The organism is Mesorhizobium shangrilense, from assembly GCF_028826155.1.
Classification (GTDB): domain Bacteria; phylum Pseudomonadota; class Alphaproteobacteria; order Rhizobiales; family Rhizobiaceae; genus Arvimicrobium; species Arvimicrobium flavum.
This window is the reverse complement of sequence record NZ_JAQGPN010000001.1, coordinates 184,138-202,802: the sequence shown is the minus strand read 5'-3', so window position 1 is coordinate 202,802 and position 18,665 is coordinate 184,138. Positions and strand designations below refer to the sequence as shown.

Annotated in this window: 18 protein-coding genes; 6 read left to right on the top strand and 12 right to left on the bottom strand. The window is 62.7% G+C overall.

The features are described from left to right. Window positions 1–78 precede the first annotated feature (78 nt). On the bottom strand, window positions 79–1,362 hold the full coding sequence (locus PD284_RS00995; protein ID WP_274626376.1) for a hypothetical protein: 1,284 nt from the start codon (window positions 1,360–1,362) through the stop codon (window positions 79–81). A 631-nt stretch (window positions 1,363–1,993) separates the two neighbouring features. Between PD284_RS00995 and PD284_RS00990 the strand changes: the two genes are divergently transcribed. Beyond that, window positions 1,994–2,965 carry a LysR family transcriptional regulator gene (locus tag PD284_RS00990; RefSeq protein WP_274626375.1) on the top strand — a complete coding sequence of 324 codons (972 nt, stop codon included), beginning with the start codon at window positions 1,994–1,996 and terminating at the stop codon, window positions 2,963–2,965. 85 nt (window positions 2,966–3,050) lie between these two features. Here the strand turns inward: PD284_RS00990 and PD284_RS00985 are convergent, their stop codons facing one another. The 8 genes from PD284_RS00985 to PD284_RS00950 form a co-directional block, all read right to left on the bottom strand. Next, window positions 3,051–4,259 carry a hydantoinase/carbamoylase family amidase gene (locus PD284_RS00985; RefSeq protein WP_274626374.1) on the bottom strand — a complete coding sequence of 403 codons (1,209 nt, stop codon included), beginning with the start codon at window positions 4,257–4,259 and terminating at the stop codon, window positions 3,051–3,053. A 92-nt stretch (window positions 4,260–4,351) separates the two neighbouring features. Then, complete coding sequence (locus PD284_RS00980) at window positions 4,352–5,182, bottom strand: ABC transporter ATP-binding protein (RefSeq protein WP_411956166.1); 831 nt, start codon at window positions 5,180–5,182, stop codon at window positions 4,352–4,354. Further along, entirely contained in the window at window positions 5,160–6,035 is an 876-nt protein-coding gene (locus PD284_RS00975) for an ABC transporter ATP-binding protein (RefSeq protein ID WP_274626373.1), read from the bottom strand. The genes PD284_RS00980 and PD284_RS00975 overlap by 23 nt, the downstream gene beginning before the upstream one ends. 10 nt (window positions 6,036–6,045) lie before the next feature. Next, window positions 6,046–6,939, bottom strand: coding sequence for an ABC transporter permease (locus PD284_RS00970; protein ID WP_274626372.1), 894 nt, complete (start codon window positions 6,937–6,939; stop codon window positions 6,046–6,048). 38 nt (window positions 6,940–6,977) lie between these two features. Beyond that, on the bottom strand, window positions 6,978–8,030 hold the full coding sequence (locus PD284_RS00965; RefSeq protein ID WP_274626371.1) for an ABC transporter permease: 1,053 nt from the start codon (window positions 8,028–8,030) through the stop codon (window positions 6,978–6,980). 34 nt (window positions 8,031–8,064) lie between these two features. Beyond that, window positions 8,065–9,666, bottom strand: a complete 1,602-nt coding sequence (locus tag PD284_RS00960; protein WP_274626370.1) for an ABC transporter substrate-binding protein — start codon at window positions 9,664–9,666, stop codon at window positions 8,065–8,067. 96 nt (window positions 9,667–9,762) lie between these two features. Further along, a complete protein-coding gene (gene pip / locus PD284_RS00955; protein ID WP_274626369.1) occupies window positions 9,763–10,710 on the bottom strand; it encodes a prolyl aminopeptidase in 948 nt (315 codons plus the stop codon). A 131-nt stretch (window positions 10,711–10,841) separates the two neighbouring features. Continuing rightward, window positions 10,842–11,789 (bottom strand): LysR family transcriptional regulator, encoded by a 948-nt coding sequence (locus PD284_RS00950; RefSeq protein ID WP_274630502.1) that lies wholly within the window; start codon window positions 11,787–11,789, stop codon window positions 10,842–10,844. Window positions 11,790–11,919: 130 nt separating this feature from the next. Between PD284_RS00950 and PD284_RS00945 the strand changes: the two genes are divergently transcribed. The 4 genes from PD284_RS00945 (at window position 11,920) to PD284_RS00930 (ending at window position 14,232) form a co-directional block, all read left to right on the top strand. Further along, on the top strand, window positions 11,920–12,786 hold the full coding sequence (locus PD284_RS00945; RefSeq protein ID WP_274626368.1) for a pirin family protein: 867 nt from the start codon (window positions 11,920–11,922) through the stop codon (window positions 12,784–12,786). Between the two features lie 71 nt (window positions 12,787–12,857). After that, on the top strand, window positions 12,858–13,073 hold the full coding sequence (locus tag PD284_RS27020; RefSeq protein WP_274626367.1) for a cysteine hydrolase family protein: 216 nt from the start codon (window positions 12,858–12,860) through the stop codon (window positions 13,071–13,073). Further along, the gene (locus PD284_RS00935; protein ID WP_338036680.1) at window positions 13,058–13,483 is read left to right on the top strand and encodes an isochorismatase family protein; all 426 of its coding nucleotides are present in this window, start codon (window positions 13,058–13,060) and stop codon (window positions 13,481–13,483) included. Before PD284_RS27020 ends, PD284_RS00935 begins: the two co-directional genes overlap by 16 nt. Before the next feature lie 65 nt (window positions 13,484–13,548). Then, window positions 13,549–14,232: a hydrolase gene (locus tag PD284_RS00930; RefSeq protein WP_274626366.1), complete on the top strand. Its 684-nt coding sequence runs from the start codon at window positions 13,549–13,551 to the stop codon at window positions 14,230–14,232. A 67-nt stretch (window positions 14,233–14,299) separates the two neighbouring features. On the opposite strand, the gene PD284_RS00925 is transcribed toward PD284_RS00930, so the two are convergent. Continuing rightward, the gene (locus PD284_RS00925) at window positions 14,300–14,812 is read right to left on the bottom strand and encodes a DUF305 domain-containing protein (protein ID WP_274626365.1); all 513 of its coding nucleotides are present in this window, start codon (window positions 14,810–14,812) and stop codon (window positions 14,300–14,302) included. Window positions 14,813–14,881: 69 nt separating this feature from the next. Then, the gene (locus PD284_RS00920) at window positions 14,882–15,157 is read right to left on the bottom strand and encodes a metal-sensitive transcriptional regulator (RefSeq protein WP_274626364.1); all 276 of its coding nucleotides are present in this window, start codon (window positions 15,155–15,157) and stop codon (window positions 14,882–14,884) included. Window positions 15,158–15,364: 207 nt separating this feature from the next. Between PD284_RS00920 and PD284_RS00915 the strand changes: the two genes are divergently transcribed. Beyond that, on the top strand, window positions 15,365–17,845 hold the full coding sequence (locus PD284_RS00915) for a heavy metal translocating P-type ATPase (RefSeq protein WP_274626363.1): 2,481 nt from the start codon (window positions 15,365–15,367) through the stop codon (window positions 17,843–17,845). A 31-nt stretch (window positions 17,846–17,876) separates the two neighbouring features. On the opposite strand, the gene PD284_RS00910 is transcribed toward PD284_RS00915, so the two are convergent. Continuing rightward, window positions 17,877–18,524: a TetR/AcrR family transcriptional regulator gene (locus tag PD284_RS00910; RefSeq protein ID WP_274626362.1), complete on the bottom strand. Its 648-nt coding sequence runs from the start codon at window positions 18,522–18,524 to the stop codon at window positions 17,877–17,879. Window positions 18,525–18,665 lie beyond the last annotated feature (141 nt).

Genomic DNA, 18,665 nt, shown 5'->3' with positions numbered 1-18,665 from the left:
CGGGCTGGCGGAAACAGCCACGTTGCTGTCGTCGAAAGCTCTGATCCGAATGTGCGCACCGCGAGCGTTTTATCAAGCTTATGATCCCCTTGAAAATTTCGAACGGTGTCTCTCCTCCGGGGCAAGCCAGCTTTCAATGAAATCCAGCGGATCAACGCTTCCCATCACTGATCTGGCGAGCGCTAGACGTCTTTCTAAACGCTGCCGACGGTCGTCATCCGCGCTGTTCAAGCGCTCTGTTGCGTCCGCGAAGAAGCGCTCTACGGTCATCGCTTTTCCCCACTTCTCGATAATCTCGGCCAACTGCTGCCGGCTGTCAGCGAGAGCCTGGGCCGTCTTTCGCGCATCTTCCTCCCGTTCGTAGCGTTCCCACCGCTCCTTTTGCTCTTTTTTCCTCTGTTCCTCCGCCGCTTCTTCGGCCTCCATAAGGCGTTGCAGATCAACTTTGGACGCACCTAACGTCTCGACAATTTCTGGGATCAGACGCTCAAGCGACTGCTGATCCGTTTCCTGCCAGTTGCGAGACCACTTGACGCCCTTTTTGGGTGAGTAGGCAACGATCCGAAAACGCCCGCACGGCATATCCTGCTCGGTTGTCCACGAGTGCGTCAGTTGCCAAGATTTGGCTGAGCGTATGAGCTTGCTGTCCTCACGATGATAGTCGCCATTGAAATAGCGCATCGTTACGCGCTCGGTCATCTCGGTGATGGCGAGCGCGACTGGCACCATGTCGATATAAAAAACAGTCGGCCTGTCAGGAGCCCAAATGCTTCCTGAGTGGTAGCGACCGTATTTGCGATCCTTTCGCTCGACCTCTTGTTCCCCGACATGAATCCGCAGCAGATTGTCGGCGGCGGGCGCGATGTGAACGCGGTAACCTCGCTCATCAAGCGCAAGATACAGAGCGTTGGCGATGGAGAGAGCACGCGGAAGCGCCGCTTCTGATGAAATCAGGTCCGGCAGAATCCTTTTATAGGGCCTGAGGAACTCGCCGTTCTTGACCTCCCGTGTTTTCCGCAGATGCTCTTCTGCACCAAAAAGCAGCGGGTGACGAACCGGACGGAGAGTTTTCGCAACGAGCTTTGGCTTGCGCGCGGCTCCTTCCTCCATTGTTCGCTTTTTGCGCGGTTTGACGACTGGGGGCAGGATATCGATGGTCTCATCGGACGCTTCTGGAAAAGTCGGTAACGCTGCCGGAAGTCCTAGGGACTTGCGGGTCCAGTATCCCGATCCGGGATAAGGCACTTGGTATCGTTTGCAGATAGCGGCGAGTGCCGTGCCGGAAATTCCGAGCTCCGGTGCGACTTTGCTAAGTGGCCTCTCACAGACCCGTTTATAGAGCTCAAGGCGCGTCACCTGCATAGCGAATATCTCAACTCCGTCACCACCGATATCGCATTGCAGATACACTCATTGATTCCGTCTTTTGAGAGGGCTTCTATCCTTTTTTGATGCCGATTTAGAGGGCTATGGCGTAGATATAGTTGTCATCTTCACCCGGTGCGGCGCGCCAAAATCACGATAAAAATAACATCGCTGTCGTTGATGCGACTCCAGTGACCTGGAGCCCGATTGAGTTCAGCACAGTCGCAGCAGTCGGAAACGCAGCTCGCGTTGCGTTGAGACCGAGAAGGTATTCCTCGATCAATTGCCGCGGCTTTGGCGTTTCCTGTGGCGCCAAGTTCAATTCTGTTGCGCACCGACATGTACACGCCAGATGGCTGTCGCCGTCCATCAGATCAACGCTTGCTGCGACCCTGAGAGCGCTCAAGGTCGATAGCGCTCGAGCAGATCACGCCTTGGCGCTGCACGGCTGCGGAAAATCCGATCACGAGGAAGTCATCCAGGGCGCCGGTCGAGACGCACCCTTGAAACAGCAAAGGTGTCATGCTCCAAATTGCGACGCCATGTGCTCTACGAACGAAGATCTTGCATCCGACCTATTATTCGAACCGCTACTGCCTGCGCGCGCCTGTTACGGGATTAAACGCATTTGGACATCAAGGTATTAGAAGATTTCGTGCATCTCACGGGCAGCCGCTCATTCGTCGAAACCGCTTTGGCGCGCAATGTGTCCCAGTCGGCCCTCAGCCGACGGATCTCGGCTCTGGAGGAATGGGTGGGTGCGCGCCTTTTCGACCGCGCGACCTACCCGATCTCCCTGACCGAACCGGGGGAGCAGATCTTGCCGATGGCGATCAGGATCATCGAGGCCGCTGAGGAGATCCGCGCCGCCGCATCGAGCGGCAACCCGGATAAGGAAAAATCCATAAGCATGTTGGTGCTCAGTTCGCTGGTCGCCCCTGTGTTCATGCCTCTGATGGCGGAGTTCAAGGCGCAGGGCGAGGATTGGAATATCAGGCTGTCGGACACCGAGCCGAACTTCGCCAACAACGTAAAGATCTTCGTCGAGGGAAAATCGGACTTCCTGATCACGTTCTGGAGCCAATCTGTCGCCGAGATGGCGCTGATACGTAACAACGCATACCATCCGATCATGAAGGAGAAGGTGCTTCTTGTGACGCGCCGGAACGAAAGCGGCGATCCCGTATGGACGTTGCGTGACGACTGCACCGTACCTTACTTCAGTTATTCGGCGGCCAGTTTCCTGGGGCAGGCCGTTCGCTCCCGGTTTGAGCAGCACGCAGCAATGCTCACTCCCGTCTGGGAGAATTCGCTGGTCATCATGCTCAAATCAATGGTGATGACGGGCGAAGGCGTCGCTTGGCTGCCCCTCAGCAACATCCGCGCCGAACTGGCGAGCGGCCTGCTCATGGCCATCGGAGGGCCGGAAACCGAGATCGATATCGATATCCGGATCTACCGTGGCATCAGCCTGCCACCCTACGCACGGCGCTTCTGGAAATCCCTTGGCGCGCTTCTGGAAGCGCCGCAATGGGCTGCGCAATACACCGCGACTGCGCCCGAAGCGGCTGCTGCCGAACGAGGCCAGCGCCTCAACTGACGCCACGCGGCCGCCCCGGCCTTCTGCGGCGCAGACGGGCCCGGCGCGTTTCAACCCGGACCGGATCGAACGGAAATCGGATAGGTCAGGACAGCCGTTCGACCGCACGCGCGAGGGCGGCAAGTCCCAACGCAAGATCAGCGCGATCCGTATCCTCCGCCGGGTTGTGGCTGATGCCGCCGATCGAGGGCACGAACAGCATTGCGGCGGGCATGATGCGCCCGACACACGACGCATCATGCAGCGCGCCGGACTGCATCAACCGCCATTTGCCCGGAACCACGTCCTCGCAGGCCATTGCCAGGGCAGCGACGAAGCCCTCATTCATCCGCACCGGATCAGCACTGAATCCCGACGTTATCTCAAGGTCGAGATGTGATGCCTTGGCGATTTCATGGGCGTGTCTTTCAACCAGCGACGACAGTTCCTCCAGCTTTGCCAGAGATGGGTCCCGGAACTGGACGGTAAGGGCCGCAAAGCCGGGTATGATGGAGGGCGCATTTGGTTCGACCACAATGCGCCCGAAGGTCCACACTGTGCTTGGCCCGGCGGCCGATGCAAGCGCGCGCTCCAGTTCAAAGGCCAGCGCCACCATTCCGCGCGATGCATCGCGACGCATCTTCATCGGCGTGGTTCCGGCATGATTTGCCAGGCCGGTGAGCGCGAGCGTCAGGGTTCGTACACCCACGATGGCTTCTACCACGCCCAGGCTTTCGCCCGCCGTCTCCAGTATCGGTCCCTGCTCGATATGTGCTTCGACATAACCGCTGAACCGGGCTGGCGAGACGTTGGCGACTTCGGCGATCTCCTTCGCGCGCTGGCGCGCTTCCAGCAGGCAAAGGCCATCCGCATCACGGACGCGGTCGGCAACGTCACGGTCCATGACGCCCGACCACAGGGCGCTGCCGGTGAGACCGCAGAAGCGTCCTTCCTCATCCTGGAAGGACACCACAGCCAGTCGCGGCCCGCCGCACTCGCGGGCGGCGCGGGCAATTTCCAGCGCACAGATCACGCCGTAGCTACCGTCCAGCCATCCGCCGAGCGGCTGCGTATCGGTGTGGGATCCGATCAAGAGGCACGGCTCGTCGCCGAGTGGCAATCCAAACACATTTCCCCATTCGTCCACGACTGGTCGCAACCCGGCGTCCGCCATGCGACCCGCCAGCCATTTGCGTGCAGCGATGTCGTCGTCGCTGTAGGCCGGCCTGCGCACGCCGCTGCCGACGGCGCCGATCCGGCGCAGGTCGTCAAGATCCGCCAGCATTCGCCGGGCGTCGAACTGTATTGTGCTCATCGTTTATCCTAGGTGATGACAAGCCGCTGATGCGGTCATTGCAGACAGGCCTGGGGCTGTCGGGCAGGGCATCGGACCCTGCTGATCGCACCTCATCCAGGCGATTGCTCCGGGGTCGCCGCGAGACCTGGCCGAGGTTGCCCTTCGAGGGCATTGGCGAAGGCGGAGCTCGCGTGAAGAAACTCACGCGTGTACTTCTCCTTCGCGCGACCTGTCCGGATATCCTGCGGGGTCATCTCTTCGACGATGCGGCCACGCTCCATCATGCCGATCATCTCGCAGACATGCGCGATCACCGCGAGGTCGTGGGAGACCAGCACGTAGGTCAACCCCTGCTCCCTGCGGATCCGCTTGAGCAGGTTGAGAATTTCAGCCTGTACGGAGACGTCCAATGCCGATGTCGGCTCATCCAGCAGCAAGGTGTGCGGCTGCGTGATCAACGCGCGGGCAATGGCAATGCGTTGTCGTTGGCCGCCGGAGAGTTGGTGCGGATATCTATACCGGAACCCGGATTCGAGACCCACCATCGACAGAACCTCGTCGATCCGTTTCCCGGCATCGCGCAACCCGTGTATCGCGAGCGGTTCCGCCAGGGTCTTCTCGACGATCTTGCGAGGATGCAGGGAAGCGTACGGGTCCTGGAACACCATCTGCACCTGGCGTCGGAATTCCGGGGTCCGCCGGGGCCCCAGCACCTTGCCGTCGAACAGGATCTCACCCTCATAGTCGGTATTCAGCCCGGCGATCGCACGCAGGATCGTGGACTTGCCACAACCGGACTCGCCGATGAGGCCGTATGCACCCCCGCGCGGAACCTGAAAGCGCACGTCGTTGACGACGTTGTGCCGGCGTTCGTCGGTACCGAAGGCGATGTTCAGATTTCTTGCTTCAAGGATTGGACTAGGAGTCATATTCAATCCCATAGCGATAGACCGGCCCATGCAGCCATGCCGGGTCCCGGGAAGGTACGGTCAGTTCGTCGGTAGCGAGATCGAGGCGCGGCAAGCTTCCCAGCAGCGCGCGCGTATAGGGATGTCGCGCGTTGCGCAGGTCGCTGGCGGCAATCTCTTCGACAATGCGCCCGGCGTACATCACCAGGATGCGGTCGCAGAAGCCGGATACCAGGTTCAGGTCATGGCTGATGAGGATGAGGCCCGTATCGCGGCTGGCGACGAGTTCATCGAGGATCGTGAGCACATGCAAGCGGACCGTCACATCGAGAGCGGATGTGGGCTCGTCGGCGATGATGATGTCCGGTTGCGGTATCAGCATCATGGCGATCATCACCCGCTGTCCCATGCCGCCCGAGATCTCGTGCGGCAGGAGGCGGAATACACGCTCCGCATCCCGGATCTGCACTGCCTCGAGCATTTGCAGCGCGCGTGCCCTGGCGGTGGCCGCATCGGTTCTGTGATGCAGGCGAAACGCTTCGACGATCTGATCGCCGACGCGCATCAGGGGGTTCAGAGAAAATCGGGGATCCTGCAAGATCATCGAGATTCCCCGACCCCGGATCTCGCGCATCCGCTTTTCGCTGGCCGTTAGAAGGTCTTCCCCCCGGAATGCCAGCTTTTCGGCCGAAAGGCGTGCCGATTTCGGCGTCAGCTTCAACAGGGCGCGGCCGGTTTGCGACTTGCCGGAGCCGCTTTCGCCGATGATGCCCACCTTCTCCCGCCCGATCTTGAACGAGACGCCGCGCACGGCCTCGACGCCGTTGGCGCTGCCTTCGAAGCGGATCCGCAAGTTGCGGACCTCGATGAGCGGATCGTTTTCCACGGGTAGGAGATCAGTCATGGCGCGGGTCCAACACATCGCGAAGTCCGTCGCCGACCAGGCTGACCGAAAGGCTGGTCACCAGGATCGCCACCCCCGGCACGGCGGCGATCCACCAGCTTCCCATCATGTACTCCCGCCCGGTCGACAGCATGGCGCCCCACTCGGAGCTTGGCGGCTGCGCGCCGAGACCGAGAAATCCCAGCCCAGCTGCAGTCAGGATGATGGTGGCGACGTTCAGCGTGACGCGCACAACCACGGACGGCAGGCACATCGGAACAATGTCCGACCATATGATCCGCCACGACGATGCCCCTTGCAGGCGCATGGCAGCCACGTAGTCCGAGTTGCGGATCGTCAGCGTTTCGGCGCGGGCAAGACGGGCGATCGGAGGCCAGACCGAAAGCGAGATCGCTATGACCGCGTTTTCAAGGCCGGGACCGAGCGCGGTCACAAAGGCCAGGGCGAGGACGAGGGTCGGAAACGCGAGAAACACGTCGACCACACGCATCAGAACGACGTCGATCCATTTCCCAAAATACCCGGCGACGGTGCCGACGGCGAGCCCGATCGGTCCGACGATGACCGCTGTCAGGAACGCGATGTAAAGCGTGATGCGGGTGCCGTGAACGAGGCGGCTGAATATGTCCCGCCCCAGTTCGTCCGTACCAAGCCAATGTTGGGCCGAAAAGGGCTGCAAACGCTCGCTCAATGCCTGTGCGTAGGGATCGTGGGTTGCGATCCACGGTGCGAAGATAGCGATGAAGAAGAGGAGAACCAGGCAGACAAGCCCCGCCAGCGCCGATGAGTTGCGTGCAAACCGCCTGCCGGCGCGGACGAATTGCTGGACACGGGCCTGCCGCGCCGAAGCCGGAACCGGGGCGTCTATGTAGTCTCGCAGGTTCATGATCTATCCTGGAAACGAGGGGACGATGCGACGCGTTCCTATCGCGTGCGCGGGTCGAGGAACTTGTAGAGAAAGTCGCAAAGCAAGTTGATCAGGACGAAGATCAACCCCACGAGCAAGGTACAGCCGACCACCGCGTTCATGTCGCCGGCCATCAGGGCCGTCGTCAGATACCGGCCGAAGCCGGGCCACGCGAACACCGTTTCCGTCAGCACCGCCCCTTCGAACAGGAAGGCGTAGGACAGCGCGCACACGGTCAGAACCTGGACGCCGATGTTTCGGAAAGCGTGAACCCAGACGGTGCGCCGCCAGGAAAGTCCCTTCACGCGGGCGGTTATCACATATTCCTGGGCAAGCTGGGCAGCCATGAAGCTGCGCGTCATGCGGCTGATATATGTCATGGCCCCAAATGCCAGGATCGAAGCCGGCAATACGATGTGCGAGACGGCGGAGCGGAAGGCTTCCATGTTCCCCGCCCTGAGCGTGTCGTAGAACAAGAAGCCGGTCCTCATCTCGACCGAATACTCGTAGCTGATATCGATGCGGCCCGGTCCTGCGACCCAGCCGAGGCCCACGTAGAAGACCATCAGGCCCATCAGCCCGAGCCAGAAATTCGGCGTGGAGTATCCGATCAGGCACAGCGTTCTCACCAGATGGTCGAGAGGGCTGTTGGCATACATGGCAGAGTAGACACCGAGCGGAATCCCGAGTGCAGCGCCGATGGCCATCGCCACCGTCGCCAATTCGACGGTGGCGGGGAACACGCGTGCGATGTCTTCGACAACCGGGCGGCCCGAGGTGAGCGCATTGCCAAGATCCAGCGTGATCGCACTCTTGAGATAGCTCAGGAACTGCACGATCAGCGGCTGGTCGAGCCCCAGTTGTCGATAAGCCTTCTCGTAGGCTTCCTGCGTGGCGTTCTCGCCCACCACCTTGATGACCGGATCGAGCGGCAGCATGCGCCCGATGAGGAATGTAAGCAGCATCAGGCCGAGCAGCGTCACGGAGATCGAGGCCACCGTGACGCCTGCCTTGCCGGCCAGGCGGAGCAATCTCCGCGTCCGCGGACGCGAAAGGATGGGCGCAGCCATTGGGGTGTTCCTAAGACTCGGGGGAAGGCGCCGCCTACTTCGACGCCAGGTTGTAGTAGGCGCGATAGCTGTTGAACCGCCAGTTCTTCAGCGTGTTGCGCACCGCTACCGCCTGCGTGGTCTGGAAAATGTAGACCTGTGGGCCGATTTCCATCATGTCGCGCTGGATCTGCTTGTACATCTCCTCGCGCTTGGATGGGTCCCTCTCCATTAGGGCGTCCATGACCTGCGTGTTGTATTGTTGCGAGTAGTAGGACGAACGCCAGCTCGGATACTGGGTGTACTTGGCCTCTGCCGAATTGTCCGGATTGTAGACCTGGCGCGAGAGCATGCCGTGGGCATCGCCCACCGACGTCGTCCAGCTCATGATCGCAAGCTCAAACTCCCGGCCGCGCACCTTGGCAAAAAGCTGTGCGTTCGCCATGCGCTCGATGGACACCTTGATCCCCACCTTGGCGGCGTTCTGCTGGAAGTGCTGAGCGATCGGCATCGCATAGGAATGCGTACCGATGACCATCTTGATCTCGAAACCATCGGCGTATCCGGCTTTGGCGAGGAGTTCCCGCGCCTTGTCGATATCCAGATGGAACGGCTGCCCCTCCTTTTCGTCCAGCGCGCCAAAGGCGCCAAGCTGAACCGGCGCGCCGCGCATCACGCCGATATTCTTGAGAAAGCTGTCCTGCATGGCGTCGTAGTCAAGGAGATAGCGCAGAGCCATCCGCACCTCCTCCTTGGCCAGCGCCTCATGCGCGTTGTTCAGCGTCAGATGGGTGATCGTCGGTCGGTAGGTGGTTTCGATCCGGACATCCGGCTGCTTGGCCAGATTGCTGATGTCCTCCGGCATGAGATCTCGGGCAACGTCGACGTCCCCCTTCTCGAGCATCAGGCGCTGCGTACCGGTTTCAGCCACATGGCGGATGATGATCTGGCGCATGGCCGGCTTCTGACCATGGTAGACGTCGTTTCGCTCGTAGACGACGACTTCCCCCGGGTTCCAGCGCGCCAGCTTGTAGGGACCGACGCATTCGGTGCGCGTGGAGAGATACTTGTTGCCGAGGTCGCCTTCGACCGCATTGGCCAGGACCGTTTCCCGGTCGACGAGCGCGGCGACATAGTAGGCACCGAGGCCCTGCAGGACGAGGGACGACGGATAGGGCTTGTCCAGCTTGAGGACCAGCGTGCGGTCATCGGGCGCTGTGATGCTTGTTTCGACATTGCCCTTGTTGAAGCCGTATTCGGTGATCGCCGTCGCAGCCCCAAGTCCGATCTGGACGACGCGTTGCAGGGACCAGGCCATGTCGCCTGCCGTCGCAGCCTTGCCATTGGGGAACTTCAGGTCGTCGCGCAGACGGAAGGTGATCGTCAGTCCGTCGTCCGAGACTTCCCAGCTTTCGGCCAATCCGGGGACCACCTTGGTCTCGTCGTTCGGATCGATATCGACAAGGCGATCGCACAGGTTCTGCAGCAGTTCGACCGTCACGGTGTCTGCGGCCTGTGCCGGGTCGAAGCTGGCGATCGCATCCACGTTCCAGGCCATGACCATAACGTCGGACCGCGAGTCGGCGACCGCCGCAGACCCTGAACCCGTGAACGCAAGCGCGGCCACGCCAAGCATGGCTTTCTGAAAATACTTCATTGTCTCCCCCTTTGTTCGGTTTCGTTCTCACGCGCCGCTCTGCCACGCCTACGCAGTGCGAGCTTGGCATGGACGACGCGCCGGCGTTCCGGCCGTCTACAGGCCGGACAAGGCTCCCAATCGATCCATTGCTGCTCTGAGTTCAGCCAGCATCGGTTCGCTGCATGTGTGGTTGGACAGCGTGACGATCCGGAATCCGGCCTCCGGCCACGCCCGGTGCAAAGCCCAGGCGGTCCGCATGGGTGTGACCATGTCGTAGCGCGCCTGGACGATCTCGGCAGGTATGTGCCGGATGCGATCAATGCCCTGCAGAAGTTCGCCGCTGCGCATGAAGGCGCGGTTCCTGCAATAGTGCGTAAAGAGACGGGCGACGGCGAGAACCTTCTCGGGCGCCGCAAGCACGTCGTGCACATGGGTTTCGGATGGCTCCAGCGTCTGTGTGCGGGCCGAGAAAAGCCGCAGCGCGTAGGATGCAGACATCGACGTCTCGTTGTCGTTCGACGTCAAGCGCTGATGATAAGCGGCGCACAGGTCGCCGCGCTCTGCCGGCGTCACGTGCGCTGCGAAGTCCTCCCAGTAATCGGGATAGGCCGTGCTTATCCCTTGAAACCACCAGTCGACCTCTTCGCGGCTTGCCAGGAAAATTCCGTACAATCGCAGGGCGGCTACGCGATCTGGATGTTTCTGGGCGTAGGCCAGCGCAAGCGTGCTCCCCCACGACCCGCCGGCCACGATCCACTTCTCGAACCCGAATTGTTCGCGAATTGCTTCGAGATCACCGACGAGATGGGCGGTCGTGTTCGCCTCCAGCGAGGCGGTCGGCGTAGACTTCCCGGAACCGCGCTGGTCGAAAAGTATAACCTGATGGCGCGCGAGATCGACGGTCTGCAGCTGGCGATAGGAGATTCCGGCTCCGGGTCCGCCGTGCAGGATTACCGTGGGAATGCCGGCTTGGTTGCCGTGGCTTTCGACATGCAGAACATGTCCGTGATCGCGCGACACCGTGAGACTCCTCACCGGCGCAGGCGGCTCCTGCTGCTTCATGTTTTCCCCCAAACCCGACACGCCTGAAGCATGGCCGAAGCCGCGGACCATCTCCAATGCAAACATCGTATGGGGGTTGCAAAATACTCAGCTGGCCGCGTGCGCGGGCTGACCGCTGCGGGAGGATGCCGTCACGGCAGCGGCTTGTCGGGCCCCAACGGCTGATCCTGCTCGGCCTTGCTCAAGGCTGCATATTCCTCTGCCAGGAAGTCCACCAGCGACCGGACAGACGGCAGCAGGCCGCGGCGGGAGGGAAAGGCGGCGTGGACGATGCCGGCCCGCGGGGCCCATTGCGGCAGGATGTCGACCAGTCTGCCCGCTTTCACGTCTTCCCTCGCGACGATCGTCGGCAACTGGCAGACCCCGATCCCGGCAAGAGCCGCCTCCCTGAGAGCCACCATATCCTCGGTGATCAGCCGCGGGGCGTGCGGAATGACGGCGGTGGCGCCTTCCGGGCCGTCGAGGCGCCATTCGTGATCGGAGTGTGACGGCCCCCAGGCGAGGCTCGGCATCGCCGTCAGATCGGCCGGCACGAGCGGCCTGGAAAAGCAGCCGTCGAGCAGCATCGGGCTCGCCACCAGCCGCTGCCTGCTGTCGCCGAGCTTGCGGATCACCAGATCGCTGTCGTCGAGCGGCGGAAAGCGCACCCTGATGGCCAGGTCGAAGCCTTCGCGGATCGGGTCGACGCGTCGATTTGTGCTTTCCAGATGGACCTTCACCTTGGGGCATTTCGTCATGAAGCGGGCGATCATTCCCCCCAGCTGGAGATAGATCAATGGCGAGGGGCTGCTGACGCGCACCAGTCCCTGCGGCTCGGCCTGGATGCGGGCGATCGCCTCCTCGGCGGCTTCCGCCTCCACCACCATCGCCAGGCAATGGCGATAGAACTCCTGACCGATTTCGGTCACTGCGAAGTGGCGGGTCGACCGTTGGATCAAGCGGACACCCAAGCTTTCCTCCAGCATGCCGATGCGGCGGCTCAGGCGAGAGCGGGGCATCTCGAGCTTGCGCGCAGCTGCCGCAAAGCCGTTCTGTTCCACAACATCAACGAAAAAGCGAAGGTCGTTGAGATCAAGCATGGCGTTCAAGCCGTCGATTGTCCTGTTTCCAGGACAGACTAGCACGCTCGCATGGCTTCCGCGAGTTTTGTTGCAGTCATAGGTTTATCCCAACGTGATTGCTCGAAACGGCGCGAACAGGAGAACCGCAATGCGAAAAGTCCTCGGTATCTACAGCAGCCCTGCGCAGCACTGGGTGGGCGACGGTTTCCCGGTCCGCTCCATGCTGTCCTATGCCACGCACGGCGAGCATGTCAGCCCGTTCCTGCATCTGGACCATGCCGGGCCGACGGCTTTTCCGCCGGCCGACCGGCCGCGCGGCGTCGGTGCGCATCCGCATCGTGGCTTCGAGACGGTGACCATCGTATATGAGGGCGAGGTCGAGCACCGCGACTCGACCGGAGCGGGCGGGATCATCGGTCCCGGCGACGTGCAGTGGATGACGGCTGCCGCGGGCATCCTGCACAAGGAATTCCACTCGCAGGCCTTCACCAGGCGCGGCGGCACGCTCGACATGGTGCAGCTCTGGGTCAACCTTCCCGCGAAGGACAAGAATGCCGCGCCGGGTTACCAGACCCTGCTTAGCGACGACATTCCGTCGATCGACCTGCCTGACGATGCCGGAAGCCTCCGGGTCATTGCCGGCGAGCACGAGAGCCGCAAGGGCCCGGCCCGCACCTTCTCGCCGATCGATCTCTGGGACGTGAAGGTGAGGCAGGGCAAGTCGGCATTGCTCGAATTGCCGGAAGGTCACACGGCCGGCCTTGTCGTGCTGCGCGGCTCGGTGCGGGTGAATGGCGGGTCGGCGGCGCGCGAGGGGCAGTTTGTGCTTCTCGACCGAACGGGCGGGGCCTTCACGCTCGATGCCGAAAGCGACGCCACAGTGCTTGTGCTGGGCGGCGAGCCGCTTGGCGAACCCGTAGCCATGCGCGGTCCCTTCGTCATGAACACGCAGGAAGAGCTGCAGCAGGCCTTCGCTGATTTCCGCGCGGGCAAGTTCGGCGCCATCGCCGCTTGACCGCGCATGCGGGCCCGAAAGTCCGCAGCGGGTCCGCATCAATATAATCTGCGGAACTCAAGGAGAAGAAAATGACCAAGCCTTACGTCCGCCTGGACAAGGACAACGCTGCCGTCCTGCTCGTCGACCATCAGACCGGTCTTCTTTCGCTGGTGCGCGACATCGCCCCCGACCAGTTCCGCAACAACGTTCTGGCCGTCGCCGATATCGCAAAGTACTTCAACCTGCCGACGGTCCTGTCGACCAGCTTCGAGAACGGCCCAACGGCCCGCTGCTCCCCGAGCTGAAGGAGACGCTGCCGGATGCCGCCTTCATTCCGCGTCCGGGCCAGATCAATGCGTGGGACAACGAGGACTTCGTCAAGGCGGTCAAGGCCACCGGCAAGAAGCAGCTCATCATCGCCGGCGTGGTGACCGAGGTCTGCGTCGCATTCCCCGCACTGTCGGCGCTCGCCGAGGGGTTCGACGTCTTCGTCGTCACCGACGCCTCGGGCACCTTCAATGAGCTCACCCGCCATTCGGCGTGGGACCGCATGACGGAAGCCGGCGCGCAGCTGATGACCTGGTTCGGTGTCGCCTGTGAGCTGCACCGCGATTGGCGCAACGACGTCGAGGGGCTGGGCACGCTGTTTGCGAACCACATCCCGGACTATCGCAACCTGATGACCAGCTACGCCCAGCTGCAGGCGGCCAAGTAGCGGCCTTCGCCGACTGGGCAGGCGGCCTGCCTGCCCGACCCACCGGACGAACCACGGAGAACGAAATGAGCAACCACATTGCCAACTTCAACGGCAAGCGTCCCGTCATTGACGTCGACGACGCCGTCCTCTTGCTGATCGACCATCAGAGCGGTCTGTTCCAGACCGTCGCCGACATGCCCATGCCGGTTCTGCGCAACCACGCCGCCGCGCTTGCCAGGATGGCGACGCTCGCCAAGATCCCGGTCATCACCACGGCCTCCGTGCCGCAGGGGCCGAACGGGCCGCTGATCCCGGAGATCCATGAGAACGCCCCGCATGCCCGGTATGTGGCGCGCAAGGGCGAGATCAACGCCTGGGACAATCCGGACTTCGTCGCCGCGGTCAAGGCGACCGGGCGCAAGACGCTGATCATCGCCGGGACCATCACCAGCGTCTGCATGGCATTCCCGGCGATCAGCGCCGTCTATGACGGCTATAAGGTGTTTGCCGTGGTCGACGCGTCCGGCACCTATTCCAAGATGGCGCAGGAGATCACTCTCGCCCGCATCACGCAGGCCGGCGTGGTGCCCATGGACACGGCGGCGGTTGCCTCCGAATTGCAGAAGACCTGGCACCGCGACGACGCGCAGGAATGGGCTGGCGTCTACACGAAAATCTTCCCCGCCTATCAGTTGCTCATCGAGAGCTACCTGAAGGCGCAGGACGTGGAGAAGAACCAGGAACAGCTCGACTCCATGCGGGCCTGATCCCGGCCGGCCGAAATGAATACACGGCGCGCCCTCTGGCGCGCCGTTCCCATGCCGGCGAACTGCCTCATTGCGGGGTGTTTGTTGCCTCTCCCAGGCGCGCTCCAATCCGTTCCATCTGATCGATTTCCGCGCGCTGCGCGGCGACGATGTCCTGGCAGAGGGCAACCAGCTCGGCGTCTGTCAGGTCGGCCTCCCGGCACATCAGGATCGCGCCGGAGTGATGGGGGATCATCGAGGCGATGAACTGGCGGTCGTCGATCAACGTCTGCGCCCGGGTTGCCGCGAACGAGCCGACCGTGAGGATCACGAACAGCACATGGAGTGCGACGTTGAGGCGCTTGTTGGGATACATGCCCGGCATCGTCGCCAGCATGAAGACGCCCATCGGCGCCCACATCGTCACGGCCATGTAGAACATGTTGAGGTTGTTGCGAAAATCGTGGACGCCATCGATCATCGAGAACATCACGACATACATGACGACCAGGCCGAGACCCATGTTGATCCAGAACATCAGGTAGGGACGGCCGGAGCTCGTCGCGTGATGGGCGCCTGTCGCGTGGGAAGTATGCTCCATGTCGAAGCTCCTGTTGTTGCTCGGTTTCCGGGCCCGATGCATGCGGGCTCGACCGTACGTCGCCCGCGATCAGAGCTTCGCCTTGGCGAAGACGTCCACCAGTTCATGGAATTTCTCGCGCTGCTGGGCGGCGTCGCCGGAAAGGATCGCTTCCTCCACGCACCAAGCGGCGTGTGACCTGAGGACCTCTGTCTCGACCCTCGCCAGCGCGGCTTTGACCGCATGGATCTGATAGAGGATGTCCACGCAGTAGCGCTGGTCCTCGACCATCTGCCTGATGCCCTTCACCTGCCCGGCAATCCTGTTCAGCCTGGTGCAGATGGTTTTGCTGTTCTTTTCACACATGGCTGTCTCAATACCCCGTACGGGTATGGATAAGCGTTTGGAGGGCGGTTCGGTTCCGTGGACTGTCGGGTCGCCCTTAGCAGGTGCGCAGAACCGCGGGTCTGGTCGGCGGCCAAAAGATCGACCGGAAATATCCCCTTGACCTTCCACTGATGGGAAGGTGCATGACTGCGATCAACAACCATTCGAACGTGCATGGAAGCCAAGATGAACGCCCCACTGAAAGATCATCCGCGGGCTGCCGCGACCCTCAGTCTCCCGATCGAGGGGATGACCTGCGCCTCCTGCGTCGGGCGGGTCGAAGCCGCGCTTCGGAAGGTCGCCGGCGTCGGCAAGGTCAATGTGAACCTCGCCACCGAACGCGCCGATATCAGCGTCGACGGCCCCCTCGATAGGGCCGCGCTGGCAGAGGCGGTGGAGGCCGCCGGCTATTCGGTGCCGTCAACGGTAATGGAGCTTTCCATTGACGGCATGACTTGCGCGTCATGCGTCGGACGCGTGGAGCGCGCGTTGAAAGCGGTTCCCGGTGTGACCGAAGCCAGCGTCAACCTTGCGACGGAACGGGCGAGCATCCGGGGTGCTGCCGACGCGGCCGCGCTGTTGGCGGCTGTCGACGCAGCCGGCTACACCGCCAGGCTGATCGATCGCGCCGCCTTCGATACGGACGAGGCTGTTGCGAAGAAGCAGGCCGAGCAGGCGGAACTTCGGCGCGACCTGATCCTCGCGGCGGTGCTGACGCTGCCGGTCTTTGTCCTGGAAATGGGCTCGCATCTCATTCCCGGCGCACATGAACTGATCATGGCGACCATCGGCATGCAGTGGAACTGGTACATCCAGTTCGCGCTGACCACGCTGGTGCTTTTCGTACCGGGCATCCGTTTCTACCAGAAGGGCATCCCGGCCCTTTTCCGGCTCGCGCCTGACATGAACTCCCTTGTCGCCGTCGGTACGATGGCGGCCTATGCCTATTCGGTGGTCGCCACCTTCGCGGCCTCGCTCCTGCCGGCCGGCACGGTCAACGTGTACTACGAGGCAGCGGCGGTGATCGTGACGCTCATCCTGCTCGGACGGTTCCTGGAGGCGCGCGCCAAGGGGCGCACGTCCGAAGCGATCAAGCGGCTGGTTGGGCTGCAGGCGAAGACGGCGCGGGTCCGGCGCGACGGGAAAGCCGTCGAGATCGCCATCGGCGAGGTGGTGCCCGGAGACCTGGTCGAGGTCCGCCCGGGCGAGCGTCTGCCGGTCGACGGCGAGGTCGTCGAGGGGGAGAGCTATGTCGACGAATCCATGATCACCGGCGAACCCATCCCGGTGGCGAAGAAGGCCGGCAGCGCGGTCGTCGGCGGCACCGTCAACCAGAACGGCGCCTTTGCCTTCACCGCGACCGCGGTGGGCGCTGCGACCGTGCTCTCGCAGATCATCCGCATGGTCGAGGAGGCGCAAGGCTCGAAGCTGCCGATCCAGGCGATGGTGGACAAGGTGACGATGTGGTTTGTGCCCGCCGTGATCGCAATGGCCGCCGCGACGTTCGTTGCCTGGTTCTATTTCGGTCCGTCTCCGGCGCTCACCTTTGCCCTGGTCAACGCCGTCGCGGTCCTCATCATCGCGTGCCCCTGTGCCATGGGGTTGGCGACGCCGACCTCGATCATGGTCGGCACCGGTCGCGGCGCCGAGATGGGCGTGCTCTTCCGCAAGGGCGAGGCCCTGCAACTGCTGAAGGACGCCAAGGTGGTCGCCGTCGACAAGACAGGCACGCTGACCGAAGGCCGGCCGGCGCTCACCGATCTTGAGTTGGCCGCGGGCTTCGACCGGGCCGGCGTGCTGGCGCGCGTTGCGGCGGTCGAGGCCAGGTCCGAGCACCCGATTGCCCGGGCGATCGTCGAGGCGGCCGAAGCCGATGGCCTGGACCTACCCGCCATCGACAGTTTCGAATCCGTCACTGGCTTTGGGGTTGCGGCGACGATCGGCGGCGAGCGCATCGAGATCGGCGCCGATCGCTACATGACGGCATTGGGCCTCGACGTTGCTCAATTCGCCGAAACCGCTGCTCGGCTCGGCGACGAGGGCAAGTCGCCGCTCTATGCCGCGATTGGCGGCAAGCTTGCCGCGATCATCGCGGTCGCCGACCCGATAAAGGAAACGACGCCCAGGGCGATCGCGGCCCTGCACGAACTGGGTCTCAAGGTGGCGATGATCACCGGCGACAACGCGCGCACGGCGCACGCCATCGCCAGGCGTCTCGGTATTGACGAGGTGGTCGCCGAGGTGCTGCCGGAAGGCAAGGTCGAGACGGTCAAAAGGCTGAAGGCCGCGCATGGCGCGCTCGCCTTCGTGGGCGACGGCATCAATGACGCTCCGGCGCTCGCGGAGGCGGATGTCGGCATCGCCATCGGCACCGGCACGGACATTGCAGTGGAGGCGGCGGACGTGGTGCTGATGTCGGGGAGCCTTGTCGGCGTGCCCAACGCCATCGCGCTCTCCAGGGGCACGATCCGCAACATCAAGCAGAACCTGTTCTGGGCCTTTGCCTACAACGCCGCGCTGATCCCGGTGGCGGCAGGGGCGCTCTATCCCGCTTTCGGAATCCTGCTGTCGCCGATCTTCGCGGCCGGAGCCATGGCGCTGTCGTCGGTCTTCGTGCTCGGCAACGCCCTGCGCCTCAAGTGGTGGAAGCCGCTCGCCGAAGCTTGATGAGACTGGCGATCTTGCTGGCGCGCGCGGTTCAGGCAGCGCGCGCCGGAGCCGGTCTGGTGAGCGAGTCGGCAGGCGAGAACTGCAGCTTCACAAAGGCCCTGTAGGCCAGCACCTGGCGCACCAGCCGCGTCGGGTCGTCCAGGATCTTGGCCATAATGATGCCGCCGTCGACGATGCAGGACACCATCTCCGCCATCGCCTCGAGGTCGATGGGCTCGCGCGGCGGGTAGGTCGCGGCGATCGCCTCGAGATAACCGCGGAACCGCGTGTTCATGTTCTCCACCGCCTGTCGGTTGAGATCGATCACCTCGCGGTCGAACAGTCGCTCCTGGTAGCAGATCGATGCGATCACGCAGCCGGGATGCACGCCGGGCAGGTCCGCCATGGCCTCGGCGAAAAGCTTCAGTCCGATCAGGAAGCGCTGCAGCGGGTCGTCGGAGAGTTCCGCGGCCCGCTCGAAGATCTGGTCCTGGATGCTCATGTCGGAGGCCACGTAGCGGCGCAGCATCTCGTGCGCCAATTCGTTCTTGTCCCGGAAGTGGTAGAAGAACCCGCTCTTGGTGATGCCCGCCTCGGCGATCAACTCTTCGATCGAGGTCGCCGCGAATCCCTTCGCCAGCACCGATGCCTCGGCGATCTCGAGGATGCGTTCGCGCGTCGCTTCGCCCTTGCGCATGTCCAAATTCCCTCGAATTGCTGTACCGGCGGTACGGTTTTCGAATTGCCACACAATCCAACATAAATCGGTCAAGATGCCACATGCCGCGCAAGCGTATGAATTTGTTTCGCTTTAGCGAACGGCGGCATCACCTGACCG